Below are 15,745 nucleotides of genomic sequence, written 5' to 3' on the forward strand. Positions count from 1 at the left end.
GTGGAGGGCGTCCCGGCGACCGTGCTGGTGGTCGACGACAGCAGGCCGAAGCGGTACCTGCTGGTGAGCTGGCTGACCCGGGCCGGGTTCGCGACGATCGAGGCCGAGAACGGCGCCGAGGCGCTGGACCGGGTGCGCAAGGACCGGGTCGACCTGGTGGTGCTCGACGTGCGGCTGCCGGACATGAGCGGCTTCGAGGTCTGCGAGCTGATCAAGGAATCCCGCCCGTCGACCCCGGTCATCCACGTCTCGGCGCACGCGGTGGACGTGGTGGACCGGGCGCAGGGGCTGACCCGGGGCGCCGACGCGTACCTCGCTGAGCCGATCGAGCCCGAGGAACTGGTCGCCACCGCCAACGCGGTGCTCCGCTACTACCAGGCCCGGCAGCGGGCCGAACTGCTCGCCGAGCGGCTGGCCGCGCTGGCCGACGCCACCGTGCAGATGCACGCGGCGCCGAACTTCGTCCGGCTGCTGGAGGCGGCGGCGGCCGGCGCGGCGCGGATCTTCAAGAGCCCGGCCGCAGTGGTCGCGGAGACGTTCGACGGCGACTGCCTGGCCGGGGTGACCGCCGGCCCGGAGGCGCCGCCGGTGATCGTGCCGTGGTCGGTGGACGACACCGGGCTGCCGATCGGCACCCGGGTCCGGATCGACGAACCGGGCGCCTGGGACCTGACCGCCTGGCCCGCGGGCGACACGGTGACCGTGGCCGCCGCCCGGCTGCGGGAGGACCGGGCCCCGCTCTACGTGGTGGTGCCGACCGCCACCCAGACCGTACGGACCCCGGTGCTGGTGCAGCTCGCCCAGGCCGTCGCCTCGGCGGTCGAGGCCCAGCGCTCCTTCGACCAGGAGCACCGCATCGCGGTGACCCTCCAGCGCAGCCTGCTGCCCCGCCGGCTGCCCGAGGTAGCCGGCCTCGACCTGGCCGTCCGCTACGAGCCGGCGAGCGCCCAGACCGAGGTGGGCGGCGACTTCTACGAGCTGGTGATGCTCGACGGTCACCTGCTGGTGGCGATCGGCGACGTGGCCGGGCACTCGTTGCACGCCGCCACGGTGATGGCCGAGCTGCGGCACGCGGTGCGCGCGTACGCGGTCGAGGGGCATCCGCCGGGGGTGATCCTGGACCGGGTCAACGAGCTGATGCGCACCCTGCTGCCGGCCGAGCTGGCCACCATCTGCGTACTGCTGCTCGACCCGGGCAGCGGGCTGATCCGGCTGGCCAGCGCCGGGCACCTGCCGGCCCTGATCAGCAGCGACGGGCGTATCCAGTTCGTGCAGCAGCCCGCCCCGCTGCTCGGGGTGCGTGCGCCCCGCCCGCCGGACCTGGAGTTCGTGCTGCCGGCCGGGGCCACGCTGGTGCTCTACACCGACGGGCTGATCGAGCGGCGGGACGCCACCATCGACGAGGGCATGGCCGCGCTCGGAGCGGTCGCCGCCCGGGTCGACGACAACCTCGACGACTTCTGCCAGCGGCTGCTGGTCGAGCTGGCGCCGCCGGAGATCCATGACGACGTCGCGGTGGTCGCCGTCCGCCGCCGCTGAAGCCCCGGGGGTCACCCGCCGCGCGACGCCAGCGAGCGGGCGTACGCGGCCGGCGACACCCCGGCCACCGCGGTGAACTCGCGGACCAGGTGGGCCTGGTCGGCGTACCCCAGGTCGGCGGCGACCCGGGACCAGTCCAGCGGCCCGGCGGCGGCCTGCTCGATCGCCTCCTGGAGCCGGTAGCGGCGGATCACCCACTTCGGACCGACGCCGACGTGGTCCAGGAAGAGCCGCTGGAGCCGCCGGGCGGACACCCCGTGCCGCCGGGCGAAGTCGTCGACGCGCAGGACGCTCCGGTCGGTGCGGATCTCCTCGACCAGGGCGCTGGCCTCGGCGGTGAGCGAGTCCGCCACCGGCTCCCAGGCGGTGAGCAGGTCGTCCAGCCGGCGGCACCGCTGCCCGTCGGTGCCCGGGCAGACCGGCCCGGCGGCGAACGGTCCGGTGGGGGCCGCGCCGGACGGTGGCGGCCCGGCGGGCAGCGGGAGCCGCCGGCCGGTCAGCTCGGAGACCGGGCGTTTCCAGAAGGGACGGAAGCCGCCCGGGCGGAACTGCACGCCGGTGACCCGGCCGGTGCCGCGCAGGGTGACCGTGAACAGGCCGGTGTCCACGCCGGCGATCTCGCCGTGCTCACCCTCGCCGACCTGGACCTGGAACACCACGTTGACCGCCGGGTGCGGGACGATCCGCTGGTCGAACGGCTCGGTCAGCGCCCAGTCGATCAGCCAATAGTGCTCGACCCAGGGGCGCAGCGCCGGGGTGGGCAGCCGGCGCCGGAAGTCGACCCGCCGCCGGAGCCGGCCGGGGTCGAGGATCCCCCGGTTGTCCCGCCGCGGCTCGTGTCGCATTTCTTCAAGACCGCCCTCATACGCTGGGCCCTATGACCACGAAGACTAGTGAGTTGCTGGCCGTCGCCGCGCCCCGGACGGCGGCGGTGGTCCAGGGCATCGCCGACGACCAGCTCGGCCTGCCCACCCCTTGCCCCGACTACGCGGTGCGCGACCTGCTCAACCACCTCTTCGACGTGGTGGTGAACTTCCAGGACCTGGCCCACCGGCGGGAGGTCGACTGGTCGACCAAGACCGACCACCTGACCGAGGGCTGGCGGGACCGGTTCGTGACCGAGACCGTCCGCCTGACGAAGGCGTGGTCGGACCCGGCGGCGCTGGAGGGTGTATCGCCCGGCATGGGGCTGCCCCAGGAGACCGTCGGCCGGATGGCCCTGATCGACCTCGTCGTGCACGGCTGGGACCTGGCCCGGGCGACCGGCCAGCGGCTGGAGGCCGACCCGGCGGTGCTGGCGGCGGGGCACGGCTTCATGGACCGGATGGGCGACACCGGGCAGAAGATGGGTGCCTTCGGCGAGCCCGTCCCGACCAGCGCCGAGCCGACCACACTGGACGCCCTGCTCGGCCGGACCGGCCGCGACCCCGCCTGGACCCCCTGACCCGACCGGCCCGTGCGGCGACGCGCCGTACGGGCCGCTCTTGACACCACTATTCACTCAATGAATAGTGAGGCGGGTGTCCACTCAGCACGTTCTGCTCGGGCTGCTCGCGGGCGGTCCCCGGCACGGCTACGAGCTGAAGCGCGCCCACGACGAGCGGCTGCCCCGGGCCCGGCCGCTCGCCTTCGGGCAGGTCTACGCCACCCTGGCCCGGCTCCAGCGGGACGGCCTGGTGGCCCCGGCCGGCCAAGCCCGTGAGGGCGGCCCGGACCGCACGGCCTACGCGCTGACCGCGGACGGACGGGCCACGCTCGACCGGTGGCTGGCCACCGTCGAGCCGCCCATGCCGTACGTGGCGAGCACCCTCTTCGCCAAGGTGGTGGTCGCGCTCATGGTCGCCGACGCCGAACGGGCGCGCGCCTACCTGATCGCCCAGCGCCGGGCGCACACCGAGCGGCTGCGCGAGCTGACCGCGGTGAAGACCGCCCCCGCGGCCGGCCTCGACGAGGTCGTCGCGGCCGACTTCGCCATCGCCCATCTCGACGCCGACCTGCGGTGGCTGCACACCACCCTCGAGCGGGTCGCCGACTGGCACCGGGAGGTGCACTCGTGAGCTTTCTTCAGGCGCGCGGCGTGGTCCGGGCGTACGGGAGGACACCGGCCCTGCGCGGCGTGACGCTCGACGTGGCCGAGGGCGAGATCCTCGCCGTCACCGGCCCGAGCGGCTGCGGCAAGTCCACCCTGCTGCACTGCCTCGCCGGCATCCTGCGCCCCGACGCCGGGCAGGTCACCTGGCGGGGGGAGCGCATCGACGAGTGGTCGGAGTCGGCCCGGTCCCGGCTGCGGCGCACCGAGTTCGGGGTGCTCTTCCAGTTCGGCCAGCTCGTCGCCGAGCTGACCGCGGCGGAGAACGTCGCCCTTCCGCTGCTTCTCGCCGGCACGGGGCGGCGAGAGGCGCGGACGGCGGCGCTCACCTGGCTGGAACGGCTGGGCGTGGCCGAGGTCGCCGACGTCCCACCCGGCGAGATGTCCGGCGGGCAACAGCAGCGCTCCGCCCTGGCCCGGGCCCTGGTCACCGAGCCGCGGGTGCTCTTCGCCGACGAGCCCACCGGCGCGCTGGACACGCTCACCGGCGAGCAGGTGCTCACCCAGCTCGTCCGGCTGGCCCGGGAGCAGCGCACCACCGTCGTGCTGGTCACCCACGAGCCGCGGATCGCCGCGTACGCCGACCGTGAGGTCACCCTGCGCGACGGGGCGGTCGACCAGTCCGGCCTCGGTCTGGACGCGCCGGTGCTCGGCGGCCCCCGGTGAGGCCCGGCGCGCTGTTCCGCCTCGCCCGGGCCGGCACCCGCACCGACACCGCCCGGGTCGCGCTGACCGCGCTGAGCGCCGCCCTGGCCACGCTGACCGTGCTGGCCGCGCTGACCGTGCTGGCCATATCCACCCCGCCGGCCACCGACGACAACTCCGTCCGCTGGTCCCCCCAGTACACCAACGGGCTGCTGCGTGAGCCGGGCCTGCGTGGCGGCGTGGCGTTCGCCCTGCTGCTGCTCGTCGTGCCGGTGCTCGGGCTGGCCGGGCAGTGCGCGCGGCTCGGCGCGCCGGCCCGGGACCGCCGGCTGGCCGCGCTCCGGTTGGCCGGGGCCACCCCGCGTCAGGTCACCCGCATCGCGGCCGCGGAGACCGGGCTGGCCAGCCTGCTCGGCACCGTCGGCGGCCTCGCCGTCTTCCTGGCCGGCCACCGGCTGCTGCATCGGCCCGGCCCCGACGGGCGGCTGTCGCTGCCCACCGACGTCCACCCGGCCCCGGCGGCCGTGCTGGCCGTGGTGCTCGGCCTGCCGCTGCTCGCCGCCCTGATCGGCGCGGTGCTGCTGCGCCGGGTCACCACCACCCCGTTCGGCGTGGTCCGCCGGGTCCGGACCCGGGCACCCTGGCCGTGGCCGGGCCTGCTGATCCTGGTGGGGCTGGGCCTGTTCGCCGCGTTCCGGCCGGTGGGCCTCTGGTACGAGCGGCGGCACGCCGTGCCGCCGCCCTGGCTGCTGCCGACGCTGCTGATCCTCGGCGCCCTGGCCGCCATGATCGGCGTGGTCGCCGGCACCGGCTGGCTCTCCCACGCCACCGGCCGCCTGCTGCACCGGTACGGCCGCCACCCGGCCGCGCTGCTCGCCGCGCGCCGGCTGACCGCCGACCCGTGGGCCGGCAGCCGCACCTTCGCGGCGCTGCTGGCCGCGCTGATCTTCGGCGCGGGCGCCGCCGGCATCCGCGCCGACTTCCTGGCCACCATCGAGCTGAACCGCCGCACCGGTGCCGGGATGGCCGGCACGGACTCCTTCTACCTGGGCGCGATGGACCTGGTCGACCTGGCGGTCGCGGTGTCCGTGGCGATCGCGGGCGGCGGGCTGCTGGTGGCGGTCGTCGAGGGGATCACCGCCCGGCGCCGGGCGTACGCGGCGCTGGTGGCGACCGGGGTGCCCCGCGCCACCATCGGCCGTTCGCTGCTCTGGCTGTCGCTCGCCCCGGCGGTACCCGCGATCGGCCTCGCGCTGACCGTCGGCTACCTGCTCGTCCGGGGCCTGTTTCCGGCACCGAGGGGCGGGGGCTACGCAGAGGAGGTCTGCGACGCGGGCGAGCGGCTCTGCGGCGATCCGGCCACCAGTGCCCGCTACACCCGCACGGAGTGGGTGCCCGAGGTGATCGTCCCGCCGGACGTACCGTGGGAGCAGCTGGCCTGGTTCGCGGCCGGTGGGCTGGCCGCGGTGCTGCTGACCGTCGGCCTCGGCCTGCTCTTCCTGCGGGCCAGCACGACGGTCGAGGAGCTGCGCACGACCTGACGTGACGCGGGGGGCGCCACCGGCGCTGTTTGCCTCGGGAGGCGTGGGGCGGGTCTCCCGAGCCGGCGGACCGGCCGGCGCGAGCGCGACAACAGGAGACCAGCACCATGCAGAACCAGCCGGGCGGCGCGCCGCCGGTGTTCGTCGACCGGACGGGCCGGCGTCGCCGGCTGACCGTGATCGCCGGCACGGCGATGGGCCTCGGCCTGCTCACCAGCCTCGGTCTGATCCTGGCCGGGCTGTTCTTCGACTCCACGGTGCCGCTCCCCGGCTGGTCGGACACGAAGGTGCCGCCGATCGAGGCCGGGGTCGACTCCCCGCACCGGGACGAGTGGACCAGCCCGAGCCCTCGGCCCCCGTCCGTGACCAGCACCAGCCCGTCGGCCGCGCCGGCCGCCGCCCGCACGACCGCCCCGGCCCGGGCCACCACCTCGGCGGCGCCCCGCCCGACCGGCAGCGTGCCGGGGCAGGGCGACGACCGGCGCAACACCGGCAAGCCGAGCAGGACGCCGGGCAAGCCCTGACCATGGCGAGACACGTCGCCCGCCCCGACCCCCGGGCGCACTGGGTGCTGCTCCTGCTGGGCCTCGTCGCCCTGCTCGCCGCGCTGAGCTTCCACGGCCTGGTCAGCGCCGTCGGCGGCGGCTCCGGCCCGGACCGGGCACCCGCCTCGCCCGCGCCGCGCGCGGTCGCCACCGGCGGGCCGGTGCTGCGGCTGGACGGCCCCACGCCGGTCAGCCGGCGGCTGCCGGCGCGCACCCTGGCGCTCACCTTCGACGACGGCCCCGACCCACGCTGGACGCCGCAGATCCTCGACGTGCTGCGCCGGCACCACGCCCACGCCACCTTCTTCGTGGTCGGCGCACGGGTGGACGAGCACCCCGAACTGGTCCGGCGGATCCTCGCCGAGGGGCACGAGATCGGGTCGCACACCTTCACCCACGCCGACCTGACCACCGCGCCGGGCTGGCGCGCCGGGGCCGAGCTCTCCTGGACCCGCAACGCGATCGCCGGGGTGACCGGCCGCGAGGTGACGCTGTTCCGGCCGCCCTTCTCGTCGACGACCGCGGCCACGACGGACGCCCAGTACCGGGCGCTGCGGGACGCCGCCGGCAGCGGTCACGTGGCGGTGCTCGCCGATCGGGACGCCAAGGACTGGCAGCGTCCCGGCGTGCCGGCCATCGTCGGGGCGGCCACCCCGCAAGGCGGCGCCGGCGCGGTGGTGCTGATGCACGACGGGGGCGGGGACCGCAGCCAGACCGTGGCCGCCCTGGACCAGCTGCTGCCCCGGCTGGCCGGCCAGGGCTACCGGTTCACGACCGTCTCGGCCGGGATCGGCGCGCCCGAGTCGATGGTCCCGGCCACCACCGGCGCCCGGTGGAGCGGCACCGCGCTGCGCTGGGCGCAGACCGGGGCCGACGGGCTGGCCTCGGCGATGAACCTGCTGCTCGGGCTGGCCCTGGTGCTCGGCGTGGTCCGCCTCGCGGTGCAGGTGGTCTGCGCCCAGCGGCACGTCCGCCGGGTACGCCGGCCGCGGCGCCGGCTGCCCGAGGTGGTCGCGCCCGTGTCGGTGATCGTGCCGGCGTACAACGAGGCCGCCAATATCGCCGCCACCGTGCGGTCCCTGGTCGCCAGCGCCTACCCGGCGCTGGAGGTGATCGTGGTGGACGACGGGTCCAGCGACGGCACGGCCGACATCGTCGAACGGATGGGGCTGCGCGGGGTGCGCGTCATCCGGCAGGCCAACGCCGGCAAGCCGGCCGCGCTGAACACCGGGATCCGGGCCGCCCGCGCCGACCTGCTGGTGCTGGTCGACGGCGACACCGTCTTCCAGCCGGACACCGTGTACCGGCTGGTCCAGGGCTTCGCCGACCCGGCCGTGGGAGCGATCAGCGGCAACACCAAGGTGGCCAACCGGCGCCGGCTGCTCGGCCGCTGGCAGCACCTGGAGTACGTGATCGGCTTCAACCTCGACCGCCGGATGTACGACGTGCTGGAGTGCATGCCGACCATTCCCGGCGCGATCGGCGCGTTCCGCCGCCAGGTGCTGTTCGCGGTCGGCGGCGTGCCCGCCGACACCCTGGCCGAGGACACCGACCTGACCATGAAGGTGCTCCGGGCCGGCTGGCGGGTGGTGTACGAGGAGGCCGCGATCGCCTGGACCGAGGCGCCCTCGTCGCTGCGCCAGCTCTGGCGGCAGCGCTACCGCTGGTGCTACGGCACCATGCAGGCGATGTGGAAGCACCGGCACGCGCTGCGCGAGCCGGGTGCCGGCGGGAAGCTGGGCCGGCGCGGGCTGCCCTACCTGGCCGTGTTCCAGATCGTGCTGCCGCTGGCCGCGCCGGCCGTCGACATCTTCGCCCTCTACGGGCTGCTCTTCCTGCCCTGGTCCGAGCTGGCGCTGGCCTGGCTGGGCCTGCTCCTGCTCCAGGCCGGCACCGCCGCGTACGCGCTGCGCCTGGACCGGGAACGTTTCAGCCCGCTCTGGACGCTGCCGCTCCAGCAGCTCGTCTACCGGCAGGTGATGTACCTGGTGGTGGTGCAGTCGGTGGTGACCGCGGTGGTCGGCAACCGGCTGCGCTGGCAGCGGATGGTCCGCACCGGTGAGGCGGCGGCCCTGGTCGGTGGGGCGCCGGCCCGCTGATCCGGCCGCTCCGGCCCGGCGGTCAGTGCGAGCCGAGCAGCCCGGCGGACCAGGAGACGGCCACACCGATCAGCGCGGAGCAGCAGCAGACCACCAGGGCGGAGGCGACCACCCCGAGGATCAGCCAGGCGGGCGCGCGCCGGGCCGCACCCGGTGCGGCCTCGGGCCGCTGCTCGTCTTCGCCCACCCGGGCAGTCTAGGCGCCGGCGCGGGGCGGCGGCCGGTCCCGCGGCGCGGCAGGATGGGGCGATGGAGCTGGTCTCGATCGCCGACGTCCGGGCCGCCGCCGAGGACGTCGCGGGCACCGTGGTGCGTACCCCGCTGCTGCCGGCGCTCTGGGACGACGAGCTGTGGCTCAAGCCGGAGAACCTGCAGCCGGTGGGGTCGTTCAAGCTGCGCGGGGCGACCCACGCGGTGGCCCGGCTGGACCCGGCCGCCCGGTCCCGGGGCGTGGTGACGCACTCCTCGGGCAACCACGGCCAGGCCCTGGCGTACGCGGCCCGGGCGTTCGGCGTTCCGTGCACCGTGGTCGTGCCGGAGGGCGCGCCGCAGGTCAAGGTGGCGGGGATGCGGGCGCTCGGCGCCGACGTGCGGCTCGTCCCGCCGGCCCGCCGGCTCGCCGAGGCGGAACAGGTCGTGGTGGACACCGGGGCCGCGCTGGTGCCGCCCTTCGACCATCCGTGGATCATCGCCGGGCAGGGCACCGTCGGGCTGGAGATCGTCGCCGACCTGCCCGACGTGGACGTGGTGCTGGTGCCGGTGGGCGGCGGCGGGCTCTCCTCGGGCGTGGCCACCGCGGTCAAGGCGCTGCGCCCGTCCGCCGCCGTGGTCGGGGTGGAGCCGCTGCTCGCCGCCGACGCCCGGGACTCCCTCGCTGCCGGGGAGGTGGTGGTCTGGGAGGTCGAACGGACCTACCGGACCTGCGCGGACGGGCTGCGCACCAGCCTGTCCGAGCTGACCCTGGCCCACCTGCGGGACCGGCTCGACGGCATCGTCACGGTCACCGAGGACGAGATCCTGGCGGCGACGGGGCGGCTGCTCCGCGAGGCCCGGCTGGTGGCCGAGCCGAGCGGCGCGGTCGCGCTGGCCGCCCGGCTGTTCCACCGGGACGAGCTGCCGTCCGGGCGTACCGTCGCGGTGGTCACCGGGGGCAACGCCGACCCGCACGTGCTGGCGCCGCTGCTCGGCTGAGCGGAGGGGCCGGCGCGGCCCCTCCGCCCGCCGGTCAGGCGAGGCCCAGCCGGTCCAGGGTCCAGGCGTTGACGAACGCCTCCTCGCGCCAGGCGTCGTACCGGCCGCTGGGGCCGCCGTGGCCGGCGCCCATCTCGGTCTTGAGCAGATAGTCGCCCTGCGGAGCGACCGCCCGCAGCCGGGCGATCCACTTGGCCGGCTCGTGATAGAGCACCCGGGTGTCGTTGAGGCTGGTCACCGCGAGGATCGCCGGGTAGTCCACCGCGGTCACGTTCTCGTACGGCGTGTACGACTTCATGTACGCGTAGACCTCGGGGTCGTCGAGCGGGTTGCCCCACTCCTCCCACTCGGTCACCGTCAGCGGTAGCGACGGGTCGAGGATCGAGGTGAGCGCGTCGACGAACGGCACCTGCGCGACGATCCCCGCGAAGGCGTCCGGGGCCAGGTTGGCCACCGCCCCCATCAGCAGGCCGCCGGCCGAGGCGCCCCGGGCGACCAGCCGGTCGCTCGCCGTCCAGCCGGCCTTGACCAGGTGCCGGGCGCAGGCCACGAAGTCGGTGAAGGTGTTCTTCTTGGCCAGCAGCTTGCCCTCGTCGTACCAGCGCCGGCCCAACTCGCCGCCGCCGCGGATGTGCGCCACCGCAAAGATCACGCCCCGGTCGAGCAGGCTGAGCCGGGCGATGGAGAACCAGGGGTCCATGCTCGCCTCGTAGGACCCGTAGCCGTAGATGACGGCGGGGGCCGAGCCGTCGCGCGGGGTGCCCGTGCGGCAGACCAGCGAGATCGGCACCCGGGTACCGTCGTCGGCGAGCGCCCAGTCCCGGTGCTGCTCGTAGTCGGCCGGGTCGTACGCCCGCCCGTCCGGGCCGGGCCGTACCGGCTTCCGCCGCCGCAGCACCATCTGCCGGGTGACCAGGTCGTAGTCGTAGACCGAATCCGGGGTGACCAGCGAGGTGTAGCGCAGCCGCACCTCCGCGGTGCGGTATTCCGGGTTGGCGTCGAGCCCGACGCTGTAGATCGGCTCGGGGAAGTCGATGTCGAAGCTGTCCCCGCCGCCGACCGGCAGCACCCGCAGCCCGGTCAGCCCGTTGCTGCGCAGCGAGACGACCAGGTGGTTCTCGAACGCGTCCACGGCCTCCAGCCGGGTGCCGGGGGTGTGCGGGATCAGCGGCGTCCAGTCGCCCGGCGCGTCCGCCGAGGTGTACGCCAGCGCGAAGTCCTCCGCGCCGTCGTTGTGCAGGATCAGGAAGCGGTGCCCGTGGTGCTCCACCGCGTACTCGATGCCCTGCCGGCGCGGCGCGACGATCGCCGGCTCGCCGGTCGGGTTGGCGGCCGGGATGACCCGTACCTCGCTGGTGATCTTGCTGTGGATGTCGATGACCACGAACCGCTCGGAGCGGGTCAGCTCGACGCCCACCCAGAACCGCTCGTCGTCCTCCTGGTGCACCACCACGTCCGCGCTCGACGGGGTGCCCACGGTGTGCCGCCAGACCCGGTTGGGCCGCCAGGCCTCGTCGACGGTGACGTAGAACAGCGTCGAGGCGTCGCTGGACCAGGCGGTGCCGTAGAAGGTGTCCGGGATCTCGTCGGGGAGCACCTCGCCGGTCTGCAGGTCCTTGATCCGCAGCGTGAAGCGCTCGTCGCCGGAGAAGTCGGTGGAATAGGCCAGCCAGCGCCCGTCCGGGCTGACGTCGAACGCGCCGAGGGCGAAGAAGTCGTGCCCCTCGGCGAGCCGGTTGCCGTCGAGCAGCACCTCCTCGCCGTCGAGCGGGGCGCCGTCCGCGCTGACCGGCGGCACGGTCTCGCCGTCGCGGACGACCCGGCGGCAGTGCACGCCGTACTGCTGGCCCTCGACCGTGCGGGTGTAGTACCAGTAGCCGTCCTTGCGGGTCGGCACCGACAGGTCGGTCTCCTGGGTGCGCCGGCGGGTCTCCTCGAACAGCTCGGCGCGCAGCCCCGCCAGGTGCGCGGTGCGCGCCTCGGTGTACGCGTTCTCCGCGGTCAGGTAGGCGATCGTCTCCGGGTCGTCCTTGGCGGCGAGCCAGGCGTACTCGTCGACGACCGTGTCGCCGTGGTGGGTCCGGTCAGCCGGAACGCGCTTGGCGACGGGGACAGGGGTCTCGGTGGTCACGGCCGTCACGTTACCGGCCGGTGGGGCGCCGCCGCGGGCGTGCGCCACCGGAATCCGGCGACTCGCCGCCAGGTCTTTCGAACATGTGTACGATAACCGCCATGGCGGCTGCAGCGCGTTCGACCGATCGACCAGGAGCCCTCGAGATAACCCGGAAGCTGGCGGAGATCTGCGGCCGGCCCTTCGCCCGCTTCGCCGGCCCGGCCGACGAGGTGGCCGGCCGGGCGGCCCGCTGGGTGGCCGTGCCCGGCGGCCCGCACGCGGCGGCCGAGGTGCTCCGGCTGGCCGCGGCGCACGACCTGACCGTGGTGCCGCGCGGCGCCGGCACGAAGATCGACTGGGGCGCCGCCCCGGCGCAGGTCGACATCATGCTCGACACCGGCCGCCTGGCCGGGGTCTGGCACGAGCCGCAGGGCTCCGCGGTGGCCGAGATCGGCGCCGGCACCCCGCTGCGGGCGGTGCAGGCCACCCTGGAGCGCACCGGCCGGCGCCTCCCGGTCGACGCGCCCTCACCGGGGGCGACCCTCGGCGGGGTGCTGGCCGCCGACGAGGCCGGCCCGCTGCGGCACCGGCACGGCGGCCCGTGCGCCCAGCTCGTCGGGGTGCGCTACCTCGACGCCGACGGCGAACTGGTCAGCGTGGGGGTGCCCGGCACGGCCCAGTTCGGACAGGCCGCCCCGTCCGCGCGTCGGGGCGGAAGTCCGGCGGCCGGGCCTGGTGGCGGTGCGACGCCCGGTGGTGCCTCGGCCGTCCTCGGCGGGGCCGAGGTGCCCGGGCTCGACGTGGCCCGGCTGCTCTGCGGGTCGCAGGGCGGCCTCGGCGTGCTCGTCTCGGCCACCATGCGCGTGCAGTCCGTGCCGGCCGGCCGGGTCTGGGTGTCCCGTCCGGTGTGGACCCCGCTGGAGGTGCACGACCTGGTCCGGGCGGTGCTCGCCGCCCGGCTCGACCCGGCGGCCGTCGAGCTGGACCTGCCCGTCCCGGTGGCGCTGCCGCGCCGGCGGATCCCCGCGTCCCACCCGTCCGTGGCCGGTCGACCCGACCACCCGGCGGTGACCGGGCGGCCGGCCCGACCCGCCGCCGCGGGCAGCCTCGTGGTGCTGCTGGAGGGTGGCCCCGCCGACGTGGCCGAGCGGGCCGGCCGCCTCACCGCGCTGCTCGGCCCCGAGGCCGTGGTCAACCACGCCGCCCCCGAGTGGTGGGGCCGCTACCCGTTCGCCCCCGGCGACACCGCGCTGCGGATCGAGGTGCCCATCAACGACCTGCACGCCGCCGTCTACGCGCTGCGCGACGCGGCCGGCACCCCGGTGCCGGTACGCGGCTCCGCCGGGATCGGCGCCGTGCACGCCGCGCTGCCCGGCTCGCTGCCGCCGGAGCGGGTGGCCTCGATCCTCGCCGCCGTCCGGGGCGTGCTCCTGGCCCGGCAGGGCCGCTGCGTGGTGGTGTCCGCGCCCGCGGCGGTCCGCCGCGCCGTCGACCTCTGGGGCGAGCTGCCCACCCTGCCCCGCCTCCGCACCGCCAAGGCCCACCTCGATCCCCACCACCGCCTGGCCCCCGGCCGCCTCCCCGGCGGCCTTTAACCCCACCCCGCCGCCCTCCGCCGCTCTCCGTTTTTGATCAAGAAGTTTGGGTCGGGAAAGCGCAAGCGGAGGCGCGGGCAGGCGCACGGCGCGGGGGCGCGGGGTGGAGCTGCGCCGGGCGGAGGCGGGCCCGGTGGTGGGTTAGAGGGCGTCGTTGCGGAGGACCAGGACGGCTATGTCGTCCCGGGGCGGTTCCACCGAGAAGGCGATGGCGGTGGCGCGGAGGCGGGCGGCGATCACGTCGGCCGAGTAGCCGGCCAGGGGCGCCGCGGCCTCGCGCAGGCGGTCGGTGCCGAACAGTTCGCGGCCGCGCCGCCGTTCGGTGACCCCGTCGGTGTAGAAGACCAGCGCGTCGCCCGGCTTGAGCGCGATCTCGGCGGTCGGGGTGGCGATCGAGTCGAGCAGGCCGAGCGCGGTGCCGCCGGTGCCGACGAAGCCCGCCCCGCCGCCGCCGTGCAGCAGCACCGGCCGATCGTGCCCGGCCAGGTGCAGGGAGACCTCCAGCTGGTCGCCGTCGCCCGGCCTGACCGCTGCCAGCGCCAGCGTGCAGTAGCGGCCGCCGCCCCGCTCGACCAGCGTCTCGTTGAGTCGACCGAGCACCTCCGGCAGCGGCTTGCCGTCGCCGACCAGCACCCGGATCACATCCCGGACCAGGCCGGTCACCGCCGCCGCCTGGACGCCCTTGCCGGAGACGTCGCCGACCACGACCAGCCACCGGCCGTCCGGCAGCGGCACCACGTCGTAGAAGTCGCCGCCGACGTCGGCGTCGTCGCCGGTCGGGACGTACTCGGCGGCGAAGCCGATGCCTTCGACCACCGGGAGCACCGGCGGCAGCAGCGACTGCTGGAGGGTCTGCGCGACCCGCCGGCGCTCGGCGTGGATCCGGGCGTTCTCGATGGCGAGCGCGGCCCGCCGGGCCACGTCCTCCAGCACCGAGACCTCGTCGGGGTCGTGCCGGTGCCGCTGGTGGCGGCCGACGGCCAGGGTGCCGAGCCGCTGCCCGCGGGCGATCAGGGGTACGGCGAAGCCCTCCATCGGCCCGCTCAGCGGCACCTGCGCCGCGCTCCGGGACGCCTCCCGCAGCCGGGCCTGGATCGAGTCCGGCCCGGTCTCCTGGAGCACCCGGTGCAGCTGCGGCAGCACCGCCTCGTCGGCGTGGCTGGCCGCGGCGAGCCGCAGCCGGCCCCACTCGTCCGTGGTGTGCACCGCGCACCACTGGCCCAGCCGGGGCACCACGAGCTGCGGGATGAGCGCCATGGTCAGTTCGACGTCCAGCGACTGGGCGAGCAGTTCGCTCGCCTCGGCGAGGAAGGTCAGCCAGGCCGACCGGCGTACGTCGGCCCGGCGCAGCCGGTCGTTCTCCAGGTGCAGGGAGAGCCGCTCGGCGGCCAGCACCGCGAGCGGCCGGGCGTACGCCGAGGGTGCCGCGTCCAGCTCCAGCTCACCGGCGTACGGGCGGTGCACGGCGAGCGGGACCCGGAGCAGTTCGTTGCCCTCCCGGGGCTGCCGGCCGTAGCGGGCGAGCACCTGGCTGCCCTGCCCGTCCCCGCGGTCCAGGCGCACCACGCCTCCAGCCGCGCCGACCATCTCGGCGACCCGGGTCAGCAGCCCGGCGGCGAACTCGGGCAGCGGGTCCTCCGCGTACGGGTCGGGGGTGGTCTGCATCAGCTCGCTCATCGCGGCGGCGCTCGGGGTGCCCGCGTCCGTGCCGCCCGGGGTGGCCAGCGCCGCGCGGGTCTCGGCCGCGCCGGCCGCCGGGGTGGCCGCCTCCCGGCCGGCCCGGTCGAGCCGGAACCAGACGCCCTTCCCGGTGGGCAGGTAGGTGGTGCCCCACCGGCTGGAGAAGTGGTCGACCAGCAGCAGCCCGCGCCCTCGCTCGGCCACCTCGGCGATGTCGGAGGTGGTGTTCCGGACGCCGACGAGCAGTTCGTCGACGGGGCCGGAGGCGAAGTCGGTCACCGTGACGGTGAGCCCCTCCGGGTCGGCTTCGACCTCGATGTCCAGTTCGGTGCGCGCGTGCTCGACCGCGTTGGTGGTGAGTTCGGTGGTGAGCAGCAGCGCCTCGTTGAGCAGTTCGTGCAGGTCCGCCTCGGCGAGTACGGACCGCACCAGCGCCCGGGCCGCCGCGGGCGTACGCCGGTCGGCGGGGAGGCGTACCCGCCGGACGTGCTCGTCCGAGCCGCCGTTCAGGGCCGGCCCCGCCTCCGCTGACACCTTCGTATCCTCCACCGCCGCCACCCCGGGTGCCAACCCGCTCCGCCGATCCGGTCGGCGCGGGACAGATCGGGCGCGGCGGGGCTCGACGTCCGGGGCCTCGACGGGACACGCGGCAGAATGGTGGGATGGCCGCGTGTCGGCAACGAGCCGGATGGCCCCCGAGCTGAGCGA

General features: G+C 75.7%; 13 protein-coding genes. 9 read left to right on the top strand and 4 right to left on the bottom strand.

What is annotated here, in order from left to right; genetic code table 11:
• Positions 1-1,539 (top strand): SpoIIE family protein phosphatase, encoded by a 1,539-nt coding sequence (locus AC0OLQ_RS02535; RefSeq protein ID WP_484530035.1) that lies wholly within the window; start codon positions 1-3, stop codon positions 1,537-1,539.
• An 11-nt stretch (positions 1,540-1,550) separates the two neighbouring features.
• Here the strand turns inward: AC0OLQ_RS02535 and AC0OLQ_RS02540 are convergent, their stop codons facing one another.
• On the bottom strand, positions 1,551-2,384 hold the full coding sequence (locus AC0OLQ_RS02540; RefSeq protein ID WP_484530036.1) for a DUF6597 domain-containing transcriptional factor: 834 nt from the start codon (positions 2,382-2,384) through the stop codon (positions 1,551-1,553).
• A gap of 32 nt (positions 2,385-2,416) precedes the next feature.
• Here AC0OLQ_RS02540 and AC0OLQ_RS02545 point away from each other — a divergent pair, with 32 nt between their 5' ends.
• The 6 genes from AC0OLQ_RS02545 (at position 2,417) to AC0OLQ_RS02570 (ending at position 8,458) form a co-directional block, all read left to right on the top strand.
• The gene (locus tag AC0OLQ_RS02545) at positions 2,417-2,983 is read left to right on the top strand and encodes a TIGR03086 family metal-binding protein (protein WP_484530037.1); all 567 of its coding nucleotides are present in this window, start codon (positions 2,417-2,419) and stop codon (positions 2,981-2,983) included.
• 76 nt (positions 2,984-3,059) lie between these two features.
• Positions 3,060-3,596: a PadR family transcriptional regulator gene (locus AC0OLQ_RS02550; protein WP_357332364.1), complete on the top strand. Its 537-nt coding sequence runs from the start codon at positions 3,060-3,062 to the stop codon at positions 3,594-3,596.
• A complete protein-coding gene (locus tag AC0OLQ_RS02555) occupies positions 3,593-4,294 on the top strand; it encodes an ABC transporter ATP-binding protein (protein ID WP_484530038.1) in 702 nt (233 codons plus the stop codon). The genes AC0OLQ_RS02550 and AC0OLQ_RS02555 overlap by 4 nt, the downstream gene beginning before the upstream one ends.
• Positions 4,291-5,814, top strand: a complete 1,524-nt coding sequence (locus AC0OLQ_RS02560; RefSeq protein ID WP_484530039.1) for an FtsX-like permease family protein — start codon at positions 4,291-4,293, stop codon at positions 5,812-5,814. Before AC0OLQ_RS02555 ends, AC0OLQ_RS02560 begins: the two co-directional genes overlap by 4 nt.
• A gap of 107 nt (positions 5,815-5,921) precedes the next feature.
• On the top strand, positions 5,922-6,338 hold the full coding sequence (locus AC0OLQ_RS02565; protein ID WP_484530040.1) for a hypothetical protein: 417 nt from the start codon (positions 5,922-5,924) through the stop codon (positions 6,336-6,338).
• Positions 6,339-6,340: 2 nt separating this feature from the next.
• The gene (locus tag AC0OLQ_RS02570; RefSeq protein WP_484530041.1) at positions 6,341-8,458 is read left to right on the top strand and encodes a bifunctional polysaccharide deacetylase/glycosyltransferase family 2 protein; all 2,118 of its coding nucleotides are present in this window, start codon (positions 6,341-6,343) and stop codon (positions 8,456-8,458) included.
• Positions 8,459-8,480: 22 nt separating this feature from the next.
• Here AC0OLQ_RS02570 and AC0OLQ_RS02575 read toward each other — a convergent pair whose 3' ends face one another.
• Complete coding sequence (locus tag AC0OLQ_RS02575) at positions 8,481-8,645, bottom strand: hypothetical protein (protein ID WP_484530042.1); 165 nt, start codon at positions 8,643-8,645, stop codon at positions 8,481-8,483.
• Between the two features lie 62 nt (positions 8,646-8,707).
• Here AC0OLQ_RS02575 and AC0OLQ_RS02580 point away from each other — a divergent pair, with 62 nt between their 5' ends.
• Positions 8,708-9,649 carry a threonine ammonia-lyase gene (locus AC0OLQ_RS02580; RefSeq protein WP_484530043.1) on the top strand — a complete coding sequence of 314 codons (942 nt, stop codon included), beginning with the start codon at positions 8,708-8,710 and terminating at the stop codon, positions 9,647-9,649.
• 34 nt (positions 9,650-9,683) lie between these two features.
• Here the strand turns inward: AC0OLQ_RS02580 and AC0OLQ_RS02585 are convergent, their stop codons facing one another.
• A complete protein-coding gene (locus AC0OLQ_RS02585) occupies positions 9,684-11,780 on the bottom strand; it encodes a S9 family peptidase (protein WP_484530044.1) in 2,097 nt (698 codons plus the stop codon).
• 101 nt (positions 11,781-11,881) lie between these two features.
• On the opposite strand from AC0OLQ_RS02585, the gene AC0OLQ_RS02590 reads away from it, so the two are divergent.
• Positions 11,882-13,357 carry an FAD-binding oxidoreductase gene (locus AC0OLQ_RS02590; protein WP_484530045.1) on the top strand — a complete coding sequence of 492 codons (1,476 nt, stop codon included), beginning with the start codon at positions 11,882-11,884 and terminating at the stop codon, positions 13,355-13,357.
• A 141-nt stretch (positions 13,358-13,498) separates the two neighbouring features.
• Here the strand turns inward: AC0OLQ_RS02590 and AC0OLQ_RS02595 are convergent, their stop codons facing one another.
• On the bottom strand, positions 13,499-15,571 hold the full coding sequence (locus tag AC0OLQ_RS02595) for a SpoIIE family protein phosphatase (protein WP_484530046.1): 2,073 nt from the start codon (positions 15,569-15,571) through the stop codon (positions 13,499-13,501).
• Positions 15,572-15,745: the final 174 nt, after the last annotated feature.

This window comes from Micromonospora sp. Utrum1 (assembly GCF_057197805.1).